Here is a 16,118-nt window from a genome sequence, read left to right on the forward strand (position 1 = left end):
CGCCCTGTCACCCAAAACCATTCCAAACTGCTACCTTTCGATCTTCGGCTGTTACTTTTCTAAGCACTGCTCAGGCAACCATCTCAAATTCATTAAATTATTGTGTATAAACTTATTAAACACCTATAATGAAAAATGCCTAATACTTTAGCAGTAGTGTATGAAGAATTGGTCGGCACAAAAAAATAACATCCAAATCATTGTTGCCACGGCGTTTGTTTTACTTATCGCCGGTGGTGTTTGGGGCATGATCGACCATCAGCAAGGCTTCATGCGCCAACTGATTCAAGATCGGCTCCGGGACTACAATCTCGCCTTCTGGGAAGCCATTTCACAAGACGCCGAAAAACTCCTCGACATCGGTCGCCAAAAAGAAGGCAGTTATATTGGCAAAAACGCCAATCAAGTTCGTGTCACCCTGGCAGAACAATATTACGAACTGAACAATAAACACGACATTCACCACCTCGCCTTTTATGGCAAAGACACCAAACTGAAAGGCCTGCAAGATCGTACCGGCCTAAGCCTGGACCGCCACAGCCTTTATCTGCTCAATCTACCCGACACGCCATCAAACTGGCACCTTGAAGTTTCCGCCGAAGGCAATGTATTGCTGTGCGTCATGGATGATGTACGAGAAGGTGATGAGGTTCATGGCTATCTGGAAATCGCCAAACCCGCGTCTGAAAAAATGCTGGGCCTGGCCAAACAATACAATATTTTGTCACTCATTGCCGTTTCCAGGGATCGACCAAGACAGAGCAATGGCGCTCAAGATATTAAGTTGAATACCATGGGCGATGGCAGTTATACCCTGTTGCACAATGATTTCGATAAACTTTCCGCCATTAAAATAGAACAAGAACAACGCTGGCTTAAAAATATCAAAGAGCTACGATTTTCTTATCAGGGGCGAGAATACCAAGGCAGCCTGCGCAAAATCTACGACAGCGAAAAACGCCTCGCCATGGTGCACATGGCGGCAGTCGACATCACCGAAATGATGGCCTCACACAAACGCAAACTGGCCATCTTTCTCGGGCTTTCCCTGTTCTCCTTTGCCCTGCTCAGCTATGTCGTTATTCGCTATTTAAGATCCGTTGAACAAGACCTGAACTCTACCTATGCCTCACTGGCATCGGAGGTTGAACAGCGGAAAGACACCGAAGCCCAGCTTCTTGATGCCAAGCAAAACCTTGAACAAGGTATTGCCGAACGAACCACAGAATTGATTCGACTGAACCAAAAACTGCGTGACGATTTAAAAACCCGGCACAGCATTCAACAAGCACTCATGGTCAGCGAACGCCAATATCGCACTCTGTTTGACCATTCTTCTGACGCCATGATTCTACTCGAATCCGGCCTTCCCACTTTGTGCAACACCGCTGCCGTAGAATTACTGAAACTCGGCAACCACAGTCAGGTACGTGATTTGGACCTGTTCGATTTACTTGCCGAAGATGACGAGAAAAACAGCGGTTTGCGCACACAGTTCATTCGCACCTTGCGCTCTGCACATTATGGCCAGCCACTCAAACATGAATGGCGCTGTCAAGATCTTGAAGGCCGAAAGTTTTTCGCCGATATCACACTCAGTAAAATTCCTTCTGAAGACGATCGACGCCTTGCCCACTTAACAATTCGGGACATTACTGAGAAAAAAGAAGCTGAGATCAAAATATCGAGTCAGGCCTATTACGATTCGCTCACCAGCTTGCCGAATCGCAATCTGTTTATGGACCGACTGAATCAGGCGGTCGCATTTGCAGACCGGAATCAGTGTTATGGGGCCGTGCTGTTTATGGACCTGGATAACTTCAAGTACATCAACGACTCACTGGGCCATGCCGTTGGTGATGCGGTATTAGTGGAAGTCGCAGAGCGCCTGCAAGCGACCGCCCGAAATCAGGATACCATCGCTCGCTTTGGGGGTGATGAGTTTGTTATGTTGATTCCAGCCAATTTTGCCAACAAACGCATGGCAACCATTAATACCCAAAAAATTGCCGAGAAGATTCGCAGCACTTTTTCACCGCCTATTGTTTATCAAAGTCATGAGTTTCATTTAACACCCAGCATCGGTGTGACTTTGTTTAATTCTCTAGAAACACCAGTGGCTGATATTTTGAAACATGCCGATACGGCCATGTATCAAGCAAAAAACCTAGGCAAGAATTCCATCTGCTTTTTTGAACTGGAAATGCAACGCAGCATTGATCACCGCCTGCACCTCGAAAGCAAGATGCGCGAAGCAATTAAACGCAATGGTTTTGAACTGCGCTTTCAACCTAAAATTGATCACGGCGGCAAGTTAATTGGCGCCGAATCTCTTTGCCGCTGGCAGTTGCCCGATGGAGAATGGGTATCGCCCGCAGACTTTATTCCTATTGCTGAAGAAACCGGATTGATTACCGAGCTGGGCAATTGGGTCTTCGAAATGGCCATGGCGACCTTGAGCGAAATTCAGAAGCACTACCTCAGCGGTTTCACCATGGCGATCAATGTCAGCCCACTTCAAATCAATCAAAGCAATATTGTTCGACAGTTACTGCACACCTGTACCCACTATCAGATTAAGCCCAGCGACATTACTCTTGAGATTACCGAAAACGTTTTGATGCAGGATGCCAAATCCACCGAGGAAAAACTGCGTCGTTTGAAATCCCATGGCTTTCAAATTTCAATCGACGACTTTGGTACAGGTTACTCGTCCCTGGCCTACCTCAAACACTTGAGCATCAATGAATTGAAAATCGACCGTTCATTTATTTCTGATATTGGTCAAGACCCGGACGATGATGCAATTGTAGAAACCATATTGGCCATGTCTCGCCACCTTAATCTAAAAGTTGTCGCAGAGGGTGTTGAAAATCACGATCAGTTACTGTTCTTGCAACAGCATTCCTGTGAGCAGTTCCAGGGCTTTTATTTCAGCAAGCCGCTGAGCGAGACAGAACTCCTGCAGTTCGTTATCAACCACCACAAACGGGAAATATCCCTATAGGCCGCAGCCAAATAAAGGCAAAAATAAAACCTCAAGGAGAATAGCGTACAAGTGCTGCACATCTCTATAATGGAATAGGATTCTACTTGTGAAGATATCGTCAACGCTGAATGAGGTGAAGAAATGACCGGGTTTGACTACCTTATCATCGCAGCTATCGCTTTTCTGATTATCACCGCCTTACTCCATTCCATTGCGGGTGAACACTTTCTTATCAAACCCATGCTCAAATATCGCGGTAATAGAGTACTGGAAAATGATCTCGCCAGACTGGTGCTCAGATTTGCCTGGCACTTAACATCGATATTATGGTTCCTGCTGGCAGCCATACTTTATTTGCTTGCCTTCGATATTGAAAAGCTGAACAGCGGTATTCTGGTTTATACAGGAATTGCCTTTGTTGGCATTGGCGTATTTGATCTGATTGCCAGCCGGGGACGTCATATTGGATGGCCATCACTGCTGGCCGTGGGAATTTGTACGCTGTCGGCGTCTTTTTTGCTGAAGGGATAGCCAGCTAAGCATTGCGCCGCGCAGGCAAAAAAAGCACATGGAAAAGGTCCACCGACTATACAACACAGCCTAGCCGGTGGTTTTGCCCAAGGGCAAATCGTTAGATCAACAGCTTACTTTCCGCTTTTCTTAATGTCGTCTTTTACGTGGCGGTACATAAAACGGCCGATGTACAAAGTAATTACAGTGGTAGCAACTACAATCACAACGCCGGCAATTACAGCATCATCTAAATACATGGCGAGTTCCTCTCAGAGCTGATAGATTTTTTCTGTTTTGATCTTGTATGAGCACATACTAAAACAAGCGTCAAAGGAGATATTGACGCGGATCAACTGAGACAAAGCACCACAGGGCTTTCGACCATTAAGAAAGGGTTTACTTGAGCCAGATCAATATCTGACTCCGAAGAAAAGAGGTAAAGAACACAAATTACGACTTGAAGAAGATATCAGCAGCCGCATCGCAAATGGCATTTTGTGCCTTTTTATCGACGTAGATACCATCGATCAGCAAGCGACTGATGCCGTGTAAACTGCTCCAGCTCACCTGAGCAAAACGCAAAGCACTGAGATCACTCTGGATATGCCCACTGTGTTGCCAGCGCTCAACCCGCTCCACGTAGCGCCGAAAATAGCCACGTGACTCCTGGGCAAAATCATCCGGGGGATCGCTCGCCTGCCAAACCTCCCGGCCAAACATCAAATCATAGTATTCCGGGTGCTCAACCGCCCAAGTTACATAGGTATGTACAAAGCTTTTGACCTGCTCTTGAAAACTGCTGCCCTGACTGGGCTCCTGATCATCAATGGCTTGGGCCTGAAGCACAAAGCCACGATGAGCAATGGCATTCAGCAACGCTTTCTTATCCTCAAAATGATGATAAGGCGCACTTCGTGACACCCCTACCCGATCGGCCAGCTTGCGCATGGACAGGCCGTTAACTCCCACCTCTCGCAATATTTCCACGGCGGCGTCCTCAAGAGTGTCCTTGAGATCACCGTGGTGGTAGTTTTTCTTAACGACTGTCATCAATGCCCTACTAGCTGTCATTTAGCACCGGGACAATGTATCAGCACATCTTGACACTGTCAAAATCAAGCCTTACCCTGAGTCATCTTGACAGCGCTCAGTTAACGGAGTCCATAATAATGACCTATACCACCTTCAGCGTGACCATCGCCGATCATATCGCTCATATCGAGCTCAACCGCCCGGACGAACTCAACACTATGGTACCCGCCTTCTGGCGAGAGCTGCCTGAGGCCGTTCAAAAGATCGACCGTGAAGCCGCTGCACGGGTTATCGTGATTTCATCTACAGGCAAGCACTTCAGTGCAGGCATGGACCTCGCCGTGTTCACCAATGGTGGCCTGCAACATGACCTGGAACTCGGCCGCAAGCACGAGCGCATGCGCCACATGGTTACCGAGTTGCAAAACACCTTCACGGCTCTCGAGAACTGCCGTATCCCCGTTCTGGCGGCGATTCAGGGCGGCTGCATTGGTGGTGCTGTCGACATGACGACAGCCTGTGACTGTCGCTATATCACAGAGGAAGGCTTCTTTACCGTCTACGAGACCAAAATTGGTATGACGGCCGACGTTGGCACCCTGCAGCGCCTGCCAAAACTCATTCCCGAAGGTTTGGCCCGGGAACTGGCTTATACCGGCCGTCGTATGTACGCCGAAGAGGCAAAAGCTTGCGGCCTGGTGAACCAGGTATTCAGCGATCAGCAGACCATGCTCAACGAAGTCATGAACATCGCAAAAGAGATTGCGGGTAACTCACCGCTGGCCGTTAGCGGCTGCAAAGAGATGATTAACTACACTCGCGATCACAGCACCGCTGACAGCCTGCGTTACATGAGCATTTGGCAAACCGGCATGTTCCAACCTGAAACCGATATGATGGAGACCTTCTCAGCGAAAATGGAAAAACGCGAGCCCGCTTTTGCAGACCTGGCCGAAATCGGCCCGGCCATCAAGGAATAAGGAGCCAGGCGATGAGCGATCTACGCTTGGAAAAATGGCATAAAGTCGTAGCTGAAAAAGATACCGACACACTTACAGAGTTACTACACCCCGATATGGTGTTCCATTCGCCGACCTTCTGGGGTGCAAAAGAAGGTGGTCATGTTGCACACTTTATTCTTTGTCAGGTACTCGATATTTTTCAAGACTTCGAGTACCACCGGGAATGGATTGACGGCAATAATTTTGCTCTCGAATTCAGCTGCAAAGTCGAAGACAAGCACATTAAAGGCATCGACTTGATTCAGTGGAACGATAAAGGCCAGATTGTTCAGTTTGAAGTTATGGTTCGACCACTAAACGGCCTCGCCAGATTGGCCGATATGATGACCCAGCGTTTTATGGACGCAGGCTTGCTTAAACAACCGAAATAATCGTAAGCCGCAGAGACGGCAAACAATTAGCTTGATAAAGGTAATGGAAATGACTCAACACTACCCTAAATTAATGGAACCTCTTGATCTGGGTTTCACCACGCTGCGCAACCGCTCACTGATGGGTTCAATGCATACCGGCCTGGAAGAAGCACCCGATGGCCACGCTCGCATGGCCGCATTTTTTGCCGAACGAGCCCGAGGTGGCGTAGGCCTGATTGTGACCGGTGGCTTTGGCCCCAACGACCGTGCCGCGACCCACGAGCACACTAAAAGTCTGAAAACCGATGAAGATGTAAAAGATCATTTGCAAATTACCGAATCGGTTCATGCCGAGGGCGGCAAAATCTGTATGCAAATCTTGCACACCGGCCGCTATGCCTTTAACGAAAACCCTATTGCGCCATCGGCCATTCAAGCACCGATCAACCCATTTAAACCTTCAGCCGCCACCGAGGATGAAATCGAGCAGCAAATTCAGGATTTCATTCGCACGTCAGTACTTGCCCAAAAAGCCAATTACGATGGCGTGGAAATCATGGGGTCCGAAGGTTACTTCCTGAACCAGTTTCTCGCGGCTCGTACAAATCAGCGCGACGATGACTGGGGCGGCAGTTATGAAAATCGTATGCGCCTGCCCGTTGAAGTGGTCCGTCGCGTACGTGAAGCCGTTGGTGAAAACTTTATTATTATTTATCGTTTGTCCATGCTGGATTTAGTGGAAGGCGGCAGCAGCTACGATGAAATCGTGACACTGGGCAAAGCCATCGCCGAAGCCGGAGCAACCATTATCAATACCGGCATCGGCTGGCATGAAGCGCGTATTCCAACCATCGCAACCAAAGTGCCCCGCGCCGCTTTTACCTGGGTGACGGCGAAGTTCAAAGACGAATTGCCAATTCCAGTGGTCACTTCAAACCGAATTAACACACCGGAAGTTGCCGAAGAAGTATTGCAACGTGGTGATGCCGATATGGTTTCCATGGCCCGCCCTTTCCTCGCAGATTCCGATTTTATGGCCAAAGCCGCTGCCGGCAAGAGCGACGAAATTAATACCTGCATCGGTTGTAACCAGGCCTGTCTGGACCATATTTTCAGCGGCAAAATGACCAGCTGCCTGGTGAACCCTCGCGCCTGCCATGAAACAGAGTTAAACCTCTTACCAACCACTGACGTGAAGAAAATTGCGGTTGTTGGTGCCGGCCCTGCAGGCTTGGCCTTTGCCACTTCCGCAGCCAGCCGAGGCCACGACATCACCTTGTTTGATGCCGCGGATCAAATCGGTGGACAGTTCAACATTGCCAAACAGGTGCCCGGTAAAGAAGAATTCTATGAAACCCTCCGTTACTTCGACAAGCAGCTGGAACTGACCGGTGTCAGCCTGGTTCTGGGTAAAAAAGTCAGTGCGGAAGATCTGAATGAAGGCGACTACGACGAGGTGGTTGTGGCCACAGGTATCAGTCCACGCACTCCGGATATCGAGGGCATAGACAGTCCAAAAGTCTTGAGCTATCTGGATGTCCTGAAACACAAAAAGCCCGTCGGTAAAAAAGTAGCCGTTATTGGTGCAGGTGGCATCGGCTTTGATGTCTCGGAATACCTGGTGCATTCCGGCGAAGCCACCAGTCAAGATATCGAAGCCTTTATGGACGAATGGGGTGTGGATATGAACCTCGAAGCTCGCGGTGGCATTGAGGGAGTTAAAGCCAATGTTTCAGCTCCAGCCCGCGAAGTATTCTTGCTGCAGCGCAAGAATTCGAAAGTCGGCGGCGGCTTAGGCAAAACCACCGGCTGGATTCATCGTACCGGTTTAATCAATAAAGGCGTCACCATGATCCCGGGGTGCCAGTACGACAAAATTGACGAGCAGGGTCTGCACATCAGTCATGGTGACAGCCAACAGGTCCTGGACGTCGACAATATTATTGTCTGTGCCGGCCAAGAGCCTATGCGTGAGCTGGTCGACGGTTTGAGTAAGCCCTTCCACCTAATTGGTGGTGCCGATGTGGCTGCTGAGCTGGACGCCAAGCGTGCGATTGATCAGGGCACTCGCCTGGCCGCGACAATCTGATTCAAAAAATCAGCCTTCAAAAATAAAAACCGGCAAAGTGACATGTCACTTTGCCGGTTTTTATTGGGTGCTCGAAAAAATGTCCGTATCCAGACAACAGCCTAGCATTATGAATACGATAACCTGGTATTAAGAAACGATTAAGACTCCCAAACCAACTCCGCAAAATGTTTGCGGCACATAGATTCGTAGCTGTCGTTGCCACCCACCTGCACCTGCTCGCCTTCGCGCACTACCCGGCCATTTTCATCGCGTCGCACGACAAAGTTAGCCTTGCGGCCACAGTGGCAAATGGTTTTCAATTCTACCAGCTTATCCGCCCAGGCCAGCAGATAATGACTGCCCGCAAACGTTTCCGCCAGAAAATCCGTTCTCAAGCCATAGGCCAGAACGGGAATATTCAATTCATCGACCACTTTGCACAGTTGCTTAACCTGCGCTTTCGATAAAAACTGAGCCTCATCAATAAACACACAATTCATTGGGCTGGCGGTATGCAGGGCCTCAATAGCGGAGAACAAATCAGTTTCCGCTTGGAACAAATGGGCATCGGCATGCAAGCCAATACGCGAAGTTACCTTGCCTCGCCCGTATCGATCGTCGAGGGCCGCCGTGAAAATTTCCACATGCATGCCCCGCTCTTTATAGTTATAGGCCGACTGCAATAAAGCCGTCGACTTACCCGCATTCATTGCCGAGTAGTAAAAATACAGTTGTGCCATAAATCCTCAGTTAGCTGGATCAAGATGGGTTTTCAAAAAGCGATCCACTGCCTGAAACTTCTCGATTTCCTGTTCATTGTTCGTGCGCCAATGCTCCCCGCCCTTAAGTTCGATGTACTCAACCGACTTGTCCTTGGCGAGCATAGCGTCGTTCATGCGTCGACTGTGCTCAACGTTGGCTACCGTATCGCCCTTGACATGAAACAGCATTAAAGGTGCCTTGATACGTTCGGCCTGATGTACGGGAGACACTTGTTCAGCCTCTTCGCTATCGTTCAGGCCTTCACGACGTAAGCCCTTGTATAAACTCAAGTCTCGAATTTCACGCCTCAGCAATGGAAAGTCAAGAACGCCGTTAATGCTAACACCGCATTTGTATAGATCAGGGTCTTTGGATAAACCCATAGCAGCCGCATAGCCTCCATATGAGCCGCCCACAATACAAATTCGGGCTTTATCTGCAATACCTTCATTCACCAACCAGCTGGCACCGTCAGCGACATCATCCTGCATGAGCTTGCCCCATTGTTTCTTACCGGCCATACGATGGGCATCTCCAAAACCAATAGAGCCTCTAAACTGGGGCTGCAAGACCGCATAACCACGACTCACCAACATCTGAACCATTGGATCAAAATCGGCGTAATGGCGGGCATTGGGTCCACCGTGCACCAGAATGACGGCAGGCAAATTCTCCGTTTTCTTTTCAGGTAAGCTCAAGTATGCCGGAACTTCGTAATTGTCACGTGCCAGGTAATAAACCGCCTGCTTTTTCGACAAGATCGACTTTTCCAACTCGGGATATTCCGAAGCCAAATACGTAAGCTGGCCATTTTCTGAGTTAAAAACAAAGTAGCGATCCGGCTTATTACTGCGCTGGGCCTGAAGAACAAATACACTCTTATCTCGGCTGCGACTAACAATATGAACATCGTCATCAGCGAGTAAAAACTCCACATCATCTTTTATACGCTGGTAGTCTTTGTCTTGATAATCATCACCCAAGCTCATAGTTCGAGTATCAAATTTCACAAGACCATCGAACCTTGAGAACTCATCGAGACCTTTGCTTTTCCCACCATCCACTAACAGTATGTTTGAATCTTCAGGGCTAACACGAACGGGCCGAATTCTATCCTCATCAAAGTAATCCGCAGTTTGAACAAGCTTCCAATCGTTTGTCTCTTTATCTTTCAGCAAAAGCTCAACCGCCTTCCCTTTCGCGCCTCTTTCGTATCGAAGCCCAACCTTAAGCTCTCCATATTGATCGGCTATCCAGTGAGAAACGCCCGTCGGATTATCCTGAACTCTTTCGCGCTTACCTGTTTTCAAATTCACTTTATGCACAATAGGCGCAGCCCAGTTGTTTCGCGAATCATCCAGAGTCAATAACACATGATCAGGGTCATCAATCATGAGGCTTACCAAACCCGGGTTACGCTTAAAGTAGCCATCTCGATTGGGTTTTGCCTTGTAAAATATAGGCTCGCTGCCGTCAATCTTCACACTACCAATAGTAGAAACAGTCAATACATATTTTCGTATTTTTCTATTTTTCCGAACACTCAACAAAAGCCGTTCATTATTCGCCCAGCCAAACCAGTTAATATAATATTTGCCATCAGAAAGCTTGGTCAGCTTTCCATCCGCATCCTGCAAATCCTTCATTACTAAATAGCTCTTGTCGCCATTTGACATTTTTGCCGCCAGATAACGTCCATTCGGAGAGATTACGGGGGAGCTAAACCGAGGCAGCTTGGCAAATTCTTCTGCTGCTATGGTTGATGAGCTTTTTCCAAGAACAGAAGACGGCAACGCCATTCCCAGCAGCGTTAACATGAATGCAATTCGTGTCATATCTATCATCCTTTTATACCTTCCATGAAAAAGGGAGCGACTTGCGCTCCCTTCTTTTAAAACGACCAGTGTTTATTCCCACTCAATCGTTGCTGGCGGCTTACTGGATACGTCATAAGCCACCCGAGAGACACCCGATATTTCATTAATGATTCGATTGGAGCAACGTTCCAGCAGCTCATAAGGCAAGTGTGCCCAGCGAGCTGTCATAAAGTCGACCGTTTCTACAGCACGGAGAGAAATCACCCACTCATAACGGCGGCCATCACCAACAACACCCACCGACTTCACCGGCAAGAATACTGCAAAAGCCTGGCTGGTTTTGTGATACCAGTCAGCCTCGTGTAATTCTTCCAGGAAGATGGCATCCGCTTCGCGCAGAATATCCGCATACTCTTTTTTAACTTCACCCAGAATACGCACACCCAAGCCAGGACCCGGGAACGGATGACGATAAACCATATCGTAAGGCAATCCCAGCTCCAAGCCGATCTTGCGCACTTCGTCTTTAAACAATTCTCGCAAAGGCTCGACCAGCTCAAACTCCATGTCTTCTGGCAAACCACCCACATTGTGGTGAGACTTAATTACATGCGCTTTACCGGTTTTCGCGGCAGCCGATTCGATGACGTCTGGATAAATTGTTCCCTGAGCCAACCACTTAACGTCTTTTAGTTTAGTGGCCTCTGCATCAAACACGTCGATAAAGGTATTACCGATAACTTTACGCTTGGCCTCTGGATCAGAAACCCCTTTCAGTTTACCTAAAAACAATTCCTCGGCATCGGCGCGAATAACTTTTACGCCCATATTTTTGGCAAACATATCCATAACCTGGTCGCCTTCGTCTTTGCGAAGCAAACCATTGTCAACAAACACACACGTTAACTGGTCACCAATGGCCTTATGCAACAATGCGGCAACTACAGAGGAATCTACGCCACCAGACAGTCCCAGCAGAACTTTGTCAGAACCCACCTGCTCGCGAACTTTTTGAATCGCGTCCTCGACAATATTTGCCGGATTCCACAGCGCTTCACAACCACACAGTTTCAATACAAAGTGCTCGAAGATGCGCTTGCCCTGTAAAGTATGGGTCACTTCCGGGTGAAATTGAACACCGTATAAATCGCGCTCTTCGCAGTACATGCCTGCAATCGGACAAGTGTCGGTTGACGCCATCAACTCGAAACCTTCCGGCATTTCGCTGACCTTGTCACCGTGGCTCATCCACACATCCAACAGCGAACCGCCATCGTGATCCACATGATCGCGAATATCGTTCAACAATGCACCGCGACCGTGAACTTTAACCTGAGCGTAACCAAATTCACGCATCTCGGAGGTGCTGACCTTACCGCCAAGCTGCTCAGCCATGGTCTGCATGCCATAACAGATGCCCAGAACGGGAATCCCCATATTGAACACGCATTCCGGCGCACGAGGTGACTCCCCTTCTGTTACTGACTCAGGGCCGCCGGCCAAAACGATACCACGAGGATCAAAATCACGAATCTCTTCCTCGGTCATATCAAAAGCGCGAATTTCTGAGTACACACCAATTTCACGTACGCGACGTGCAATCAGCTGAGTGTATTGAGAACCGAAATCCAGAATCAAAATGCGTTGAGCATGAATATCTTGTGTCATAGAACTGTCTTGTCGCCTAATAAACAAAAAAGGCCAGCTGAAGAGCTGACCTATACAATCAATAATCGTTCGCGCTTAGCGCCCGCCCACCGGATAATTGGGCGCCTCTTTGGTAATTTGCACATCGTGCACATGGGACTCTCCCATGCCCGCTGCCGTAACCCTGACAAACTCAGGTTGGGTGCGCATAATGTCGATGGTACGTGAACCCGTGTACCCCATGGAAGAGCGCAAGCCCCCCATCATCTGGTGAACAATGGCAGACATAGGGCCCTTGTACGGTACTCGGCCTTCAATGCCTTCCGGTACCAGTTTTTCAGCACCCTGGCTGGCATCCTGGAAGTAACGATCAGAAGAGCCCTGGGTTTTCGCCATTGCACCCAGCGAACCCATACCGCGATACGCTTTATAGGTACGGCCCTGATACAGCTCAACTTCTCCCGGCGCCTCTTCGGTACCGGCAAACATAGAGCCCATCATCACACAGTGAGCACCGGCAACAATGGCCTTGGCAATATCACCGGAGAAACGTACACCGCCATCAGCAATCACAGGAACGCCACTGCCTTTGAGGGCATCAACCACGTTGGCAATCGCAGAAATCTGAGGAACACCCACACCGGACACAATGCGAGTCGTACAGATAGAACCCGGACCAATACCGACCTTCACGCCATCCGCGCCCGCCTCAACCAATGCTTTCGCCGCTTCGGCAGTAGCAATGTTGCCGCCAATCACCTGCACCTCAGGGTAATCGGCTTTGATTTTTCGAACACGATCAAGAACGTTTTTGGAGTGGCCATGAGCAGTATCAACGACCAACACATCAACGCCGGCAGCAACCAGAGCCGCAACACGATCATCAGTGTCTGGGCTGGTACCTACAGAAGCACCAACGCGCAGACGGCCTTCAGGATCTTTACAAGCGTTTGGATACTGCTCAGCCTTGGTAATATCTTTTACCGTGATCAAACCGGTCAGCTCGAACTTATCGTTCACAACCAGAACTTTTTCAATACGGTGGCGGTGCAACAGGATTTGAACTTCATCCAGTGGTACACCCTCAGAAACGGTCACCAGCTTGTCTTTGGGGGTCATGATATCAGCTACGGTGGCATCCAGATTCGGCTCAAAGCGAACGTCTCGAGCCGTTACGATACCTACGAGGTCGCCGTTATCCAGAACCGGGAAGCCAGAAAACTTGTTCTCAACCGTTAACGCCACCAACTCACGAATCGTTGCTGAAGATTCAATAGTGATAGGATCTCGAACAACACCAGCCTCAAACTTTTTCACCGCACGAACTTCAGCCGCCTGACCTTCAATGGTCATGCTCTTGTGAATAATGCCAATGCCGCCTTCCTGGGCAATCGCAATGGCCAGGCGCGCTTCAGTTACGGTGTCCATAGCGGCGGATACCAGCGGAATGTTCAGCTCAATATCGCGACTAATGCGAGATTTCAAACAAACATCTTTCGCGGTGATTTCTGAGTAACCGGGAACCAGTAGTACATCGTCAAACGTTAAAGCTTCTTGTGCGATACGCAACATTGTTTTGGAGAACCTCAAAATAAACGGTGCCAGCACCTCGATGAAAATACAGTCGCTTAAAGCTGCCCTTGGCGCCTCTCTTCCACTTACTTTACAGGGATATTTCGCGGCACCATGGAGTTTCCACAGATGCTAGGTCGGCTTTTAGATAAACCGGCAATTATATAGATTTCCCACAGCTGGGTAAATAGACAGTGGTCCTTCGATAACGCCCGCAGCATTCACATTCCCCAGCACGCCATACCGCTGTTTTGTGGCGACAGGCCTACCCTCGGAGCACAAAAATTTGGCATCAGGGACATAAAGCGGATTTGGTCCTGTGCTCAGTCCAGCAGTTCCCCTACAATGCCCTTATGAATCAAGCACAAGACCGCCAAGTATTAAGTGTTAGCCAGCTCAACCGCAAAGCTAAACAACTTTTGGAAACCCACCTCCCCCTGATATGGCTGGAAGGTGAAATATCAAACTTCGCCCGCCCCTCTTCGGGCCATTGGTACCTCACGCTGAAAGACCAATCTGCCCAGGTTCGGGGCGCCATGTTCCGCAACCGCAATCAGATGCTGCGTTTTAACCCCAATAATGGCGACAAGGTTCTGGTTCGCGCCCGGGTCAGCCTTTATGAAGGCCGGGGTGACTACCAGCTCATTATTGAGCATATGCAGCCGGCCGGCGCCGGCGACTTGCAAGCCCAGTTCGACGCCTTGAAAAACAAGCTGTTCCAACAAGGCCTGATGGCTGACGAGCGCAAACGCCCACTGCCTGAGAAAATCGAGCGTATTGGTATTATCACCTCCCCCACAGGGGCCGCTGTGAAAGACGTACTGACGGTTCTGGAACGACGAAGCCCAAGCACCAGAGCCTTGATTTTGCCCTGTCAGGTTCAGGGAGATGCCGCAGCACCGCAGCTGATCGAAGCCATTAATATCGCCAATCGCCATCAATGTTGTGATGTTCTGCTGCTAACTCGAGGTGGTGGCTCCCTGGAAGATTTATGGGCGTTTAATAACGAAGCCCTTGCCTATGCCATTGTGAACAGCGAGATCCCGATTGTTTCCGCTGTAGGTCACGAAGTTGACTTCACGATCGCGGATTTTGTGGCCGACCTCAGAGCCGCCACACCTTCGGCCGCCGCCGAAATCCTGAGCCAGGACCGGGAAGCCCTGCAACAGCAACTGCTCGGCAATGCCATCCTGCTCGGCCAGGCCTGCCAGCGTAAAGTGCAAACGGAAAAATTACGGCTGCAACAACTGCAACGACGCCTCCGTCATCCCGGGCAAACACTCGAACAACAAGCTCAGCAACTCGACAATTTGGAACTGCGTTTGCAACAAGCCTGGCAACGCCAATGCACTGGCTTAAAACATCGTCAGGAGCAACTTTTACTCCGACTTTCCCAGCAACACCCACAGGAACGTTTTGCTCCGCTGAGAGATCGACTGCTTGCACACAAAAAACAACTCGACTTGCTCATCAAAAATAGAATGGAGCGACGAGAATTGGCGTTGCACACTCAAATGGAAAAACTTAATGCTCTAAGCCCCCTGGCAGTGCTTCAAAGAGGCTTTAGCATTACCCGCAACGAGAATGGAAACATTTTAAAACGGGCCACCGACAGCAAAACTGGTGATGCCATCTCGGTACAATTAAATGATGGCACCCTGGATTGCCGTGTGGAAGCATGCCACACAAGCGAGTAAACTTACATTTCGCAGGGCTGTCATCAAAGTGTTGCAAAACATTGTTTAAATGCGCGATTGGGTGACAGATACCGCCTGAAGAACACCTCAGGCACTTTCCCTTGCGAACAACGGGCGAACAACATACGGATTACCAGCTTGAACAGATATACCGCATTCAGCCGCATTTTTATTCTGCTTGGCAGCTGTGTCAGCCTCAGCGCCTGCGACTTGTTAAACAGCCCTACCACAGGCAGCGGCCAAGCCAATGCCGGCTGTCTGCTGGAGCATAAGGCCAGCGGTGGCGAGTACCGTATATTGATGGTCCAGCAGCACAATGGTGAATGGAACTTTCCCGGAGGCGGTTTTCGCTGGCGCGAAACCCCGGCTCAAACCGCAGAGCGGGAAACGTTTGAAGAAACCGGCGTTGCTGTTGACGCCATCGAGATGATAAAAACGTTCGATAATGGTTTTCAGTTGTTCAGTTGCAAGTCAAAGGATGGCACCCGCCCCAACCCGGAAGATAATATTGAGATTCTGAGTGCACGCTGGGTTAACCCCACACTTATCCCTGCGGTACAATGGCGCTTTTCCTATCAACGCGCCTGGTTGATGGACTATCTCAATCAATCCAAGGCCAATCAAACTGAACCTTAAAATCTAA

The 16,118-nt window shown here is 49.3% G+C and carries 13 protein-coding genes; 7 read left to right on the forward strand and 6 right to left on the reverse strand.

Annotated elements, in window-relative coordinates:
- Nucleotides 1-160 precede the first annotated feature (160 nt).
- Together G8768_RS16900 and G8768_RS16905 are read left to right on the forward strand one after the other, a co-directional pair.
- Nucleotides 161-3,007 carry a putative bifunctional diguanylate cyclase/phosphodiesterase gene (locus G8768_RS16900; protein WP_166843769.1) on the forward strand — a complete coding sequence of 949 codons (2,847 nt, stop codon included), beginning with the start codon at nt 161-163 and terminating at the stop codon, nt 3,005-3,007.
- Nucleotides 3,008-3,130: 123 nt separating this feature from the next.
- Entirely contained in the window at nt 3,131-3,520 is a 390-nt protein-coding gene (locus G8768_RS16905; RefSeq protein ID WP_166843767.1) for a hypothetical protein, read from the forward strand.
- A gap of 113 nt (nt 3,521-3,633) precedes the next feature.
- On the opposite strand, the gene G8768_RS21180 is transcribed toward G8768_RS16905, so the two are convergent.
- Both G8768_RS21180 and G8768_RS16910 read right to left on the reverse strand, forming a co-directional pair.
- Complete coding sequence (locus G8768_RS21180) at nt 3,634-3,759, reverse strand: hypothetical protein (RefSeq protein WP_279546203.1); 126 nt, start codon at nt 3,757-3,759, stop codon at nt 3,634-3,636.
- 193 nt (nt 3,760-3,952) lie between these two features.
- Nucleotides 3,953-4,573 (reverse strand): TetR/AcrR family transcriptional regulator, encoded by a 621-nt coding sequence (locus tag G8768_RS16910; RefSeq protein ID WP_208020249.1) that lies wholly within the window; start codon nt 4,571-4,573, stop codon nt 3,953-3,955.
- A 98-nt stretch (nt 4,574-4,671) separates the two neighbouring features.
- On the opposite strand from G8768_RS16910, the gene G8768_RS16915 reads away from it, so the two are divergent.
- The 3 genes from G8768_RS16915 to G8768_RS16925 are packed head-to-tail and all read left to right on the forward strand — an operon-like array spanning nt 4,672 to nt 7,998.
- Nucleotides 4,672-5,514, forward strand: coding sequence for a crotonase/enoyl-CoA hydratase family protein (locus G8768_RS16915; RefSeq protein ID WP_166843764.1), 843 nt, complete (start codon nt 4,672-4,674; stop codon nt 5,512-5,514).
- An 11-nt stretch (nt 5,515-5,525) separates the two neighbouring features.
- Complete coding sequence (locus tag G8768_RS16920) at nt 5,526-5,927, forward strand: nuclear transport factor 2 family protein (protein ID WP_166843762.1); 402 nt, start codon at nt 5,526-5,528, stop codon at nt 5,925-5,927.
- A 49-nt stretch (nt 5,928-5,976) separates the two neighbouring features.
- On the forward strand, nt 5,977-7,998 hold the full coding sequence (locus tag G8768_RS16925; protein ID WP_184679396.1) for an NADPH-dependent 2,4-dienoyl-CoA reductase: 2,022 nt from the start codon (nt 5,977-5,979) through the stop codon (nt 7,996-7,998).
- Nucleotides 7,999-8,138: 140 nt separating this feature from the next.
- Here the strand turns inward: G8768_RS16925 and G8768_RS16930 are convergent, their stop codons facing one another.
- The 4 genes from G8768_RS16930 to guaB form a co-directional block, all read right to left on the reverse strand.
- Complete coding sequence (locus G8768_RS16930; protein WP_166843758.1) at nt 8,139-8,720, reverse strand: thymidine kinase; 582 nt, start codon at nt 8,718-8,720, stop codon at nt 8,139-8,141.
- A 6-nt stretch (nt 8,721-8,726) separates the two neighbouring features.
- The gene (locus G8768_RS16935) at nt 8,727-10,577 is read right to left on the reverse strand and encodes an alpha/beta hydrolase family protein (protein ID WP_166843756.1); all 1,851 of its coding nucleotides are present in this window, start codon (nt 10,575-10,577) and stop codon (nt 8,727-8,729) included.
- Between the two features lie 72 nt (nt 10,578-10,649).
- Nucleotides 10,650-12,227 (reverse strand): glutamine-hydrolyzing GMP synthase, encoded by a 1,578-nt coding sequence (gene guaA, locus G8768_RS16940; protein ID WP_166843755.1) that lies wholly within the window; start codon nt 12,225-12,227, stop codon nt 10,650-10,652.
- Nucleotides 12,228-12,302: 75 nt separating this feature from the next.
- Nucleotides 12,303-13,778: an IMP dehydrogenase gene (gene guaB, locus G8768_RS16945; RefSeq protein ID WP_166843754.1), complete on the reverse strand. Its 1,476-nt coding sequence runs from the start codon at nt 13,776-13,778 to the stop codon at nt 12,303-12,305.
- Between the two features lie 353 nt (nt 13,779-14,131).
- On the opposite strand from guaB, the gene xseA reads away from it, so the two are divergent.
- Together xseA and G8768_RS16955 are read left to right on the forward strand one after the other, a co-directional pair.
- Nucleotides 14,132-15,475: an exodeoxyribonuclease VII large subunit gene (xseA, locus tag G8768_RS16950; RefSeq protein ID WP_166843753.1), complete on the forward strand. Its 1,344-nt coding sequence runs from the start codon at nt 14,132-14,134 to the stop codon at nt 15,473-15,475.
- 138 nt (nt 15,476-15,613) lie between these two features.
- Entirely contained in the window at nt 15,614-16,111 is a 498-nt protein-coding gene (locus G8768_RS16955) for an NUDIX hydrolase (RefSeq protein WP_166843752.1), read from the forward strand.
- Nucleotides 16,112-16,118: the final 7 nt, after the last annotated feature.

Origin of the sequence: Pseudoteredinibacter isoporae (assembly GCF_011602085.1) — a bacterium.
Lineage (GTDB): Bacteria > Pseudomonadota > Gammaproteobacteria > Pseudomonadales > Cellvibrionaceae > Pseudoteredinibacter > Pseudoteredinibacter isoporae.

Bases quoted from the DNA above. Each gene is read 5' to 3' on its own strand.
- G8768_RS16930 (WP_166843758.1), bottom strand. From the start codon at position 8,720: ATGGCACAACTGTATTTTTACTACTCGGCAATGAATGCGGGTAAGTCG.
- G8768_RS16905 (WP_166843767.1), top strand. From the start codon at position 3,131: ATGACCGGGTTTGACTACCTTATCATCGCAGCTATCGCTTTTCTGATT.
- G8768_RS21180 (WP_279546203.1), bottom strand. From the start codon at position 3,759: ATGTATTTAGATGATGCTGTAATTGCCGGCGTTGTGATTGTAGTTGCT.
- G8768_RS16935 (WP_166843756.1), bottom strand. From the start codon at position 10,577: ATGACACGAATTGCATTCATGTTAACGCTGCTGGGAATGGCGTTGCCG.
- G8768_RS16910 (WP_208020249.1), bottom strand. From the start codon at position 4,573: ATGACAGCTAGTAGGGCATTGATGACAGTCGTTAAGAAAAACTACCAC.
- G8768_RS16915 (WP_166843764.1), top strand. From the start codon at position 4,672: ATGACCTATACCACCTTCAGCGTGACCATCGCCGATCATATCGCTCAT.
- G8768_RS16900 (WP_166843769.1), top strand. From the start codon at position 161: ATGAAGAATTGGTCGGCACAAAAAAATAACATCCAAATCATTGTTGCC.
- G8768_RS16925 (WP_184679396.1), top strand. From the start codon at position 5,977: ATGACTCAACACTACCCTAAATTAATGGAACCTCTTGATCTGGGTTTC.
- G8768_RS16920 (WP_166843762.1), top strand. From the start codon at position 5,526: ATGAGCGATCTACGCTTGGAAAAATGGCATAAAGTCGTAGCTGAAAAA.
- xseA (WP_166843753.1), top strand. From the start codon at position 14,132: ATGAATCAAGCACAAGACCGCCAAGTATTAAGTGTTAGCCAGCTCAAC.
- guaA (WP_166843755.1), bottom strand. From the start codon at position 12,227: ATGACACAAGATATTCATGCTCAACGCATTTTGATTCTGGATTTCGGT.
- guaB (WP_166843754.1), bottom strand. From the start codon at position 13,778: ATGTTGCGTATCGCACAAGAAGCTTTAACGTTTGACGATGTACTACTG.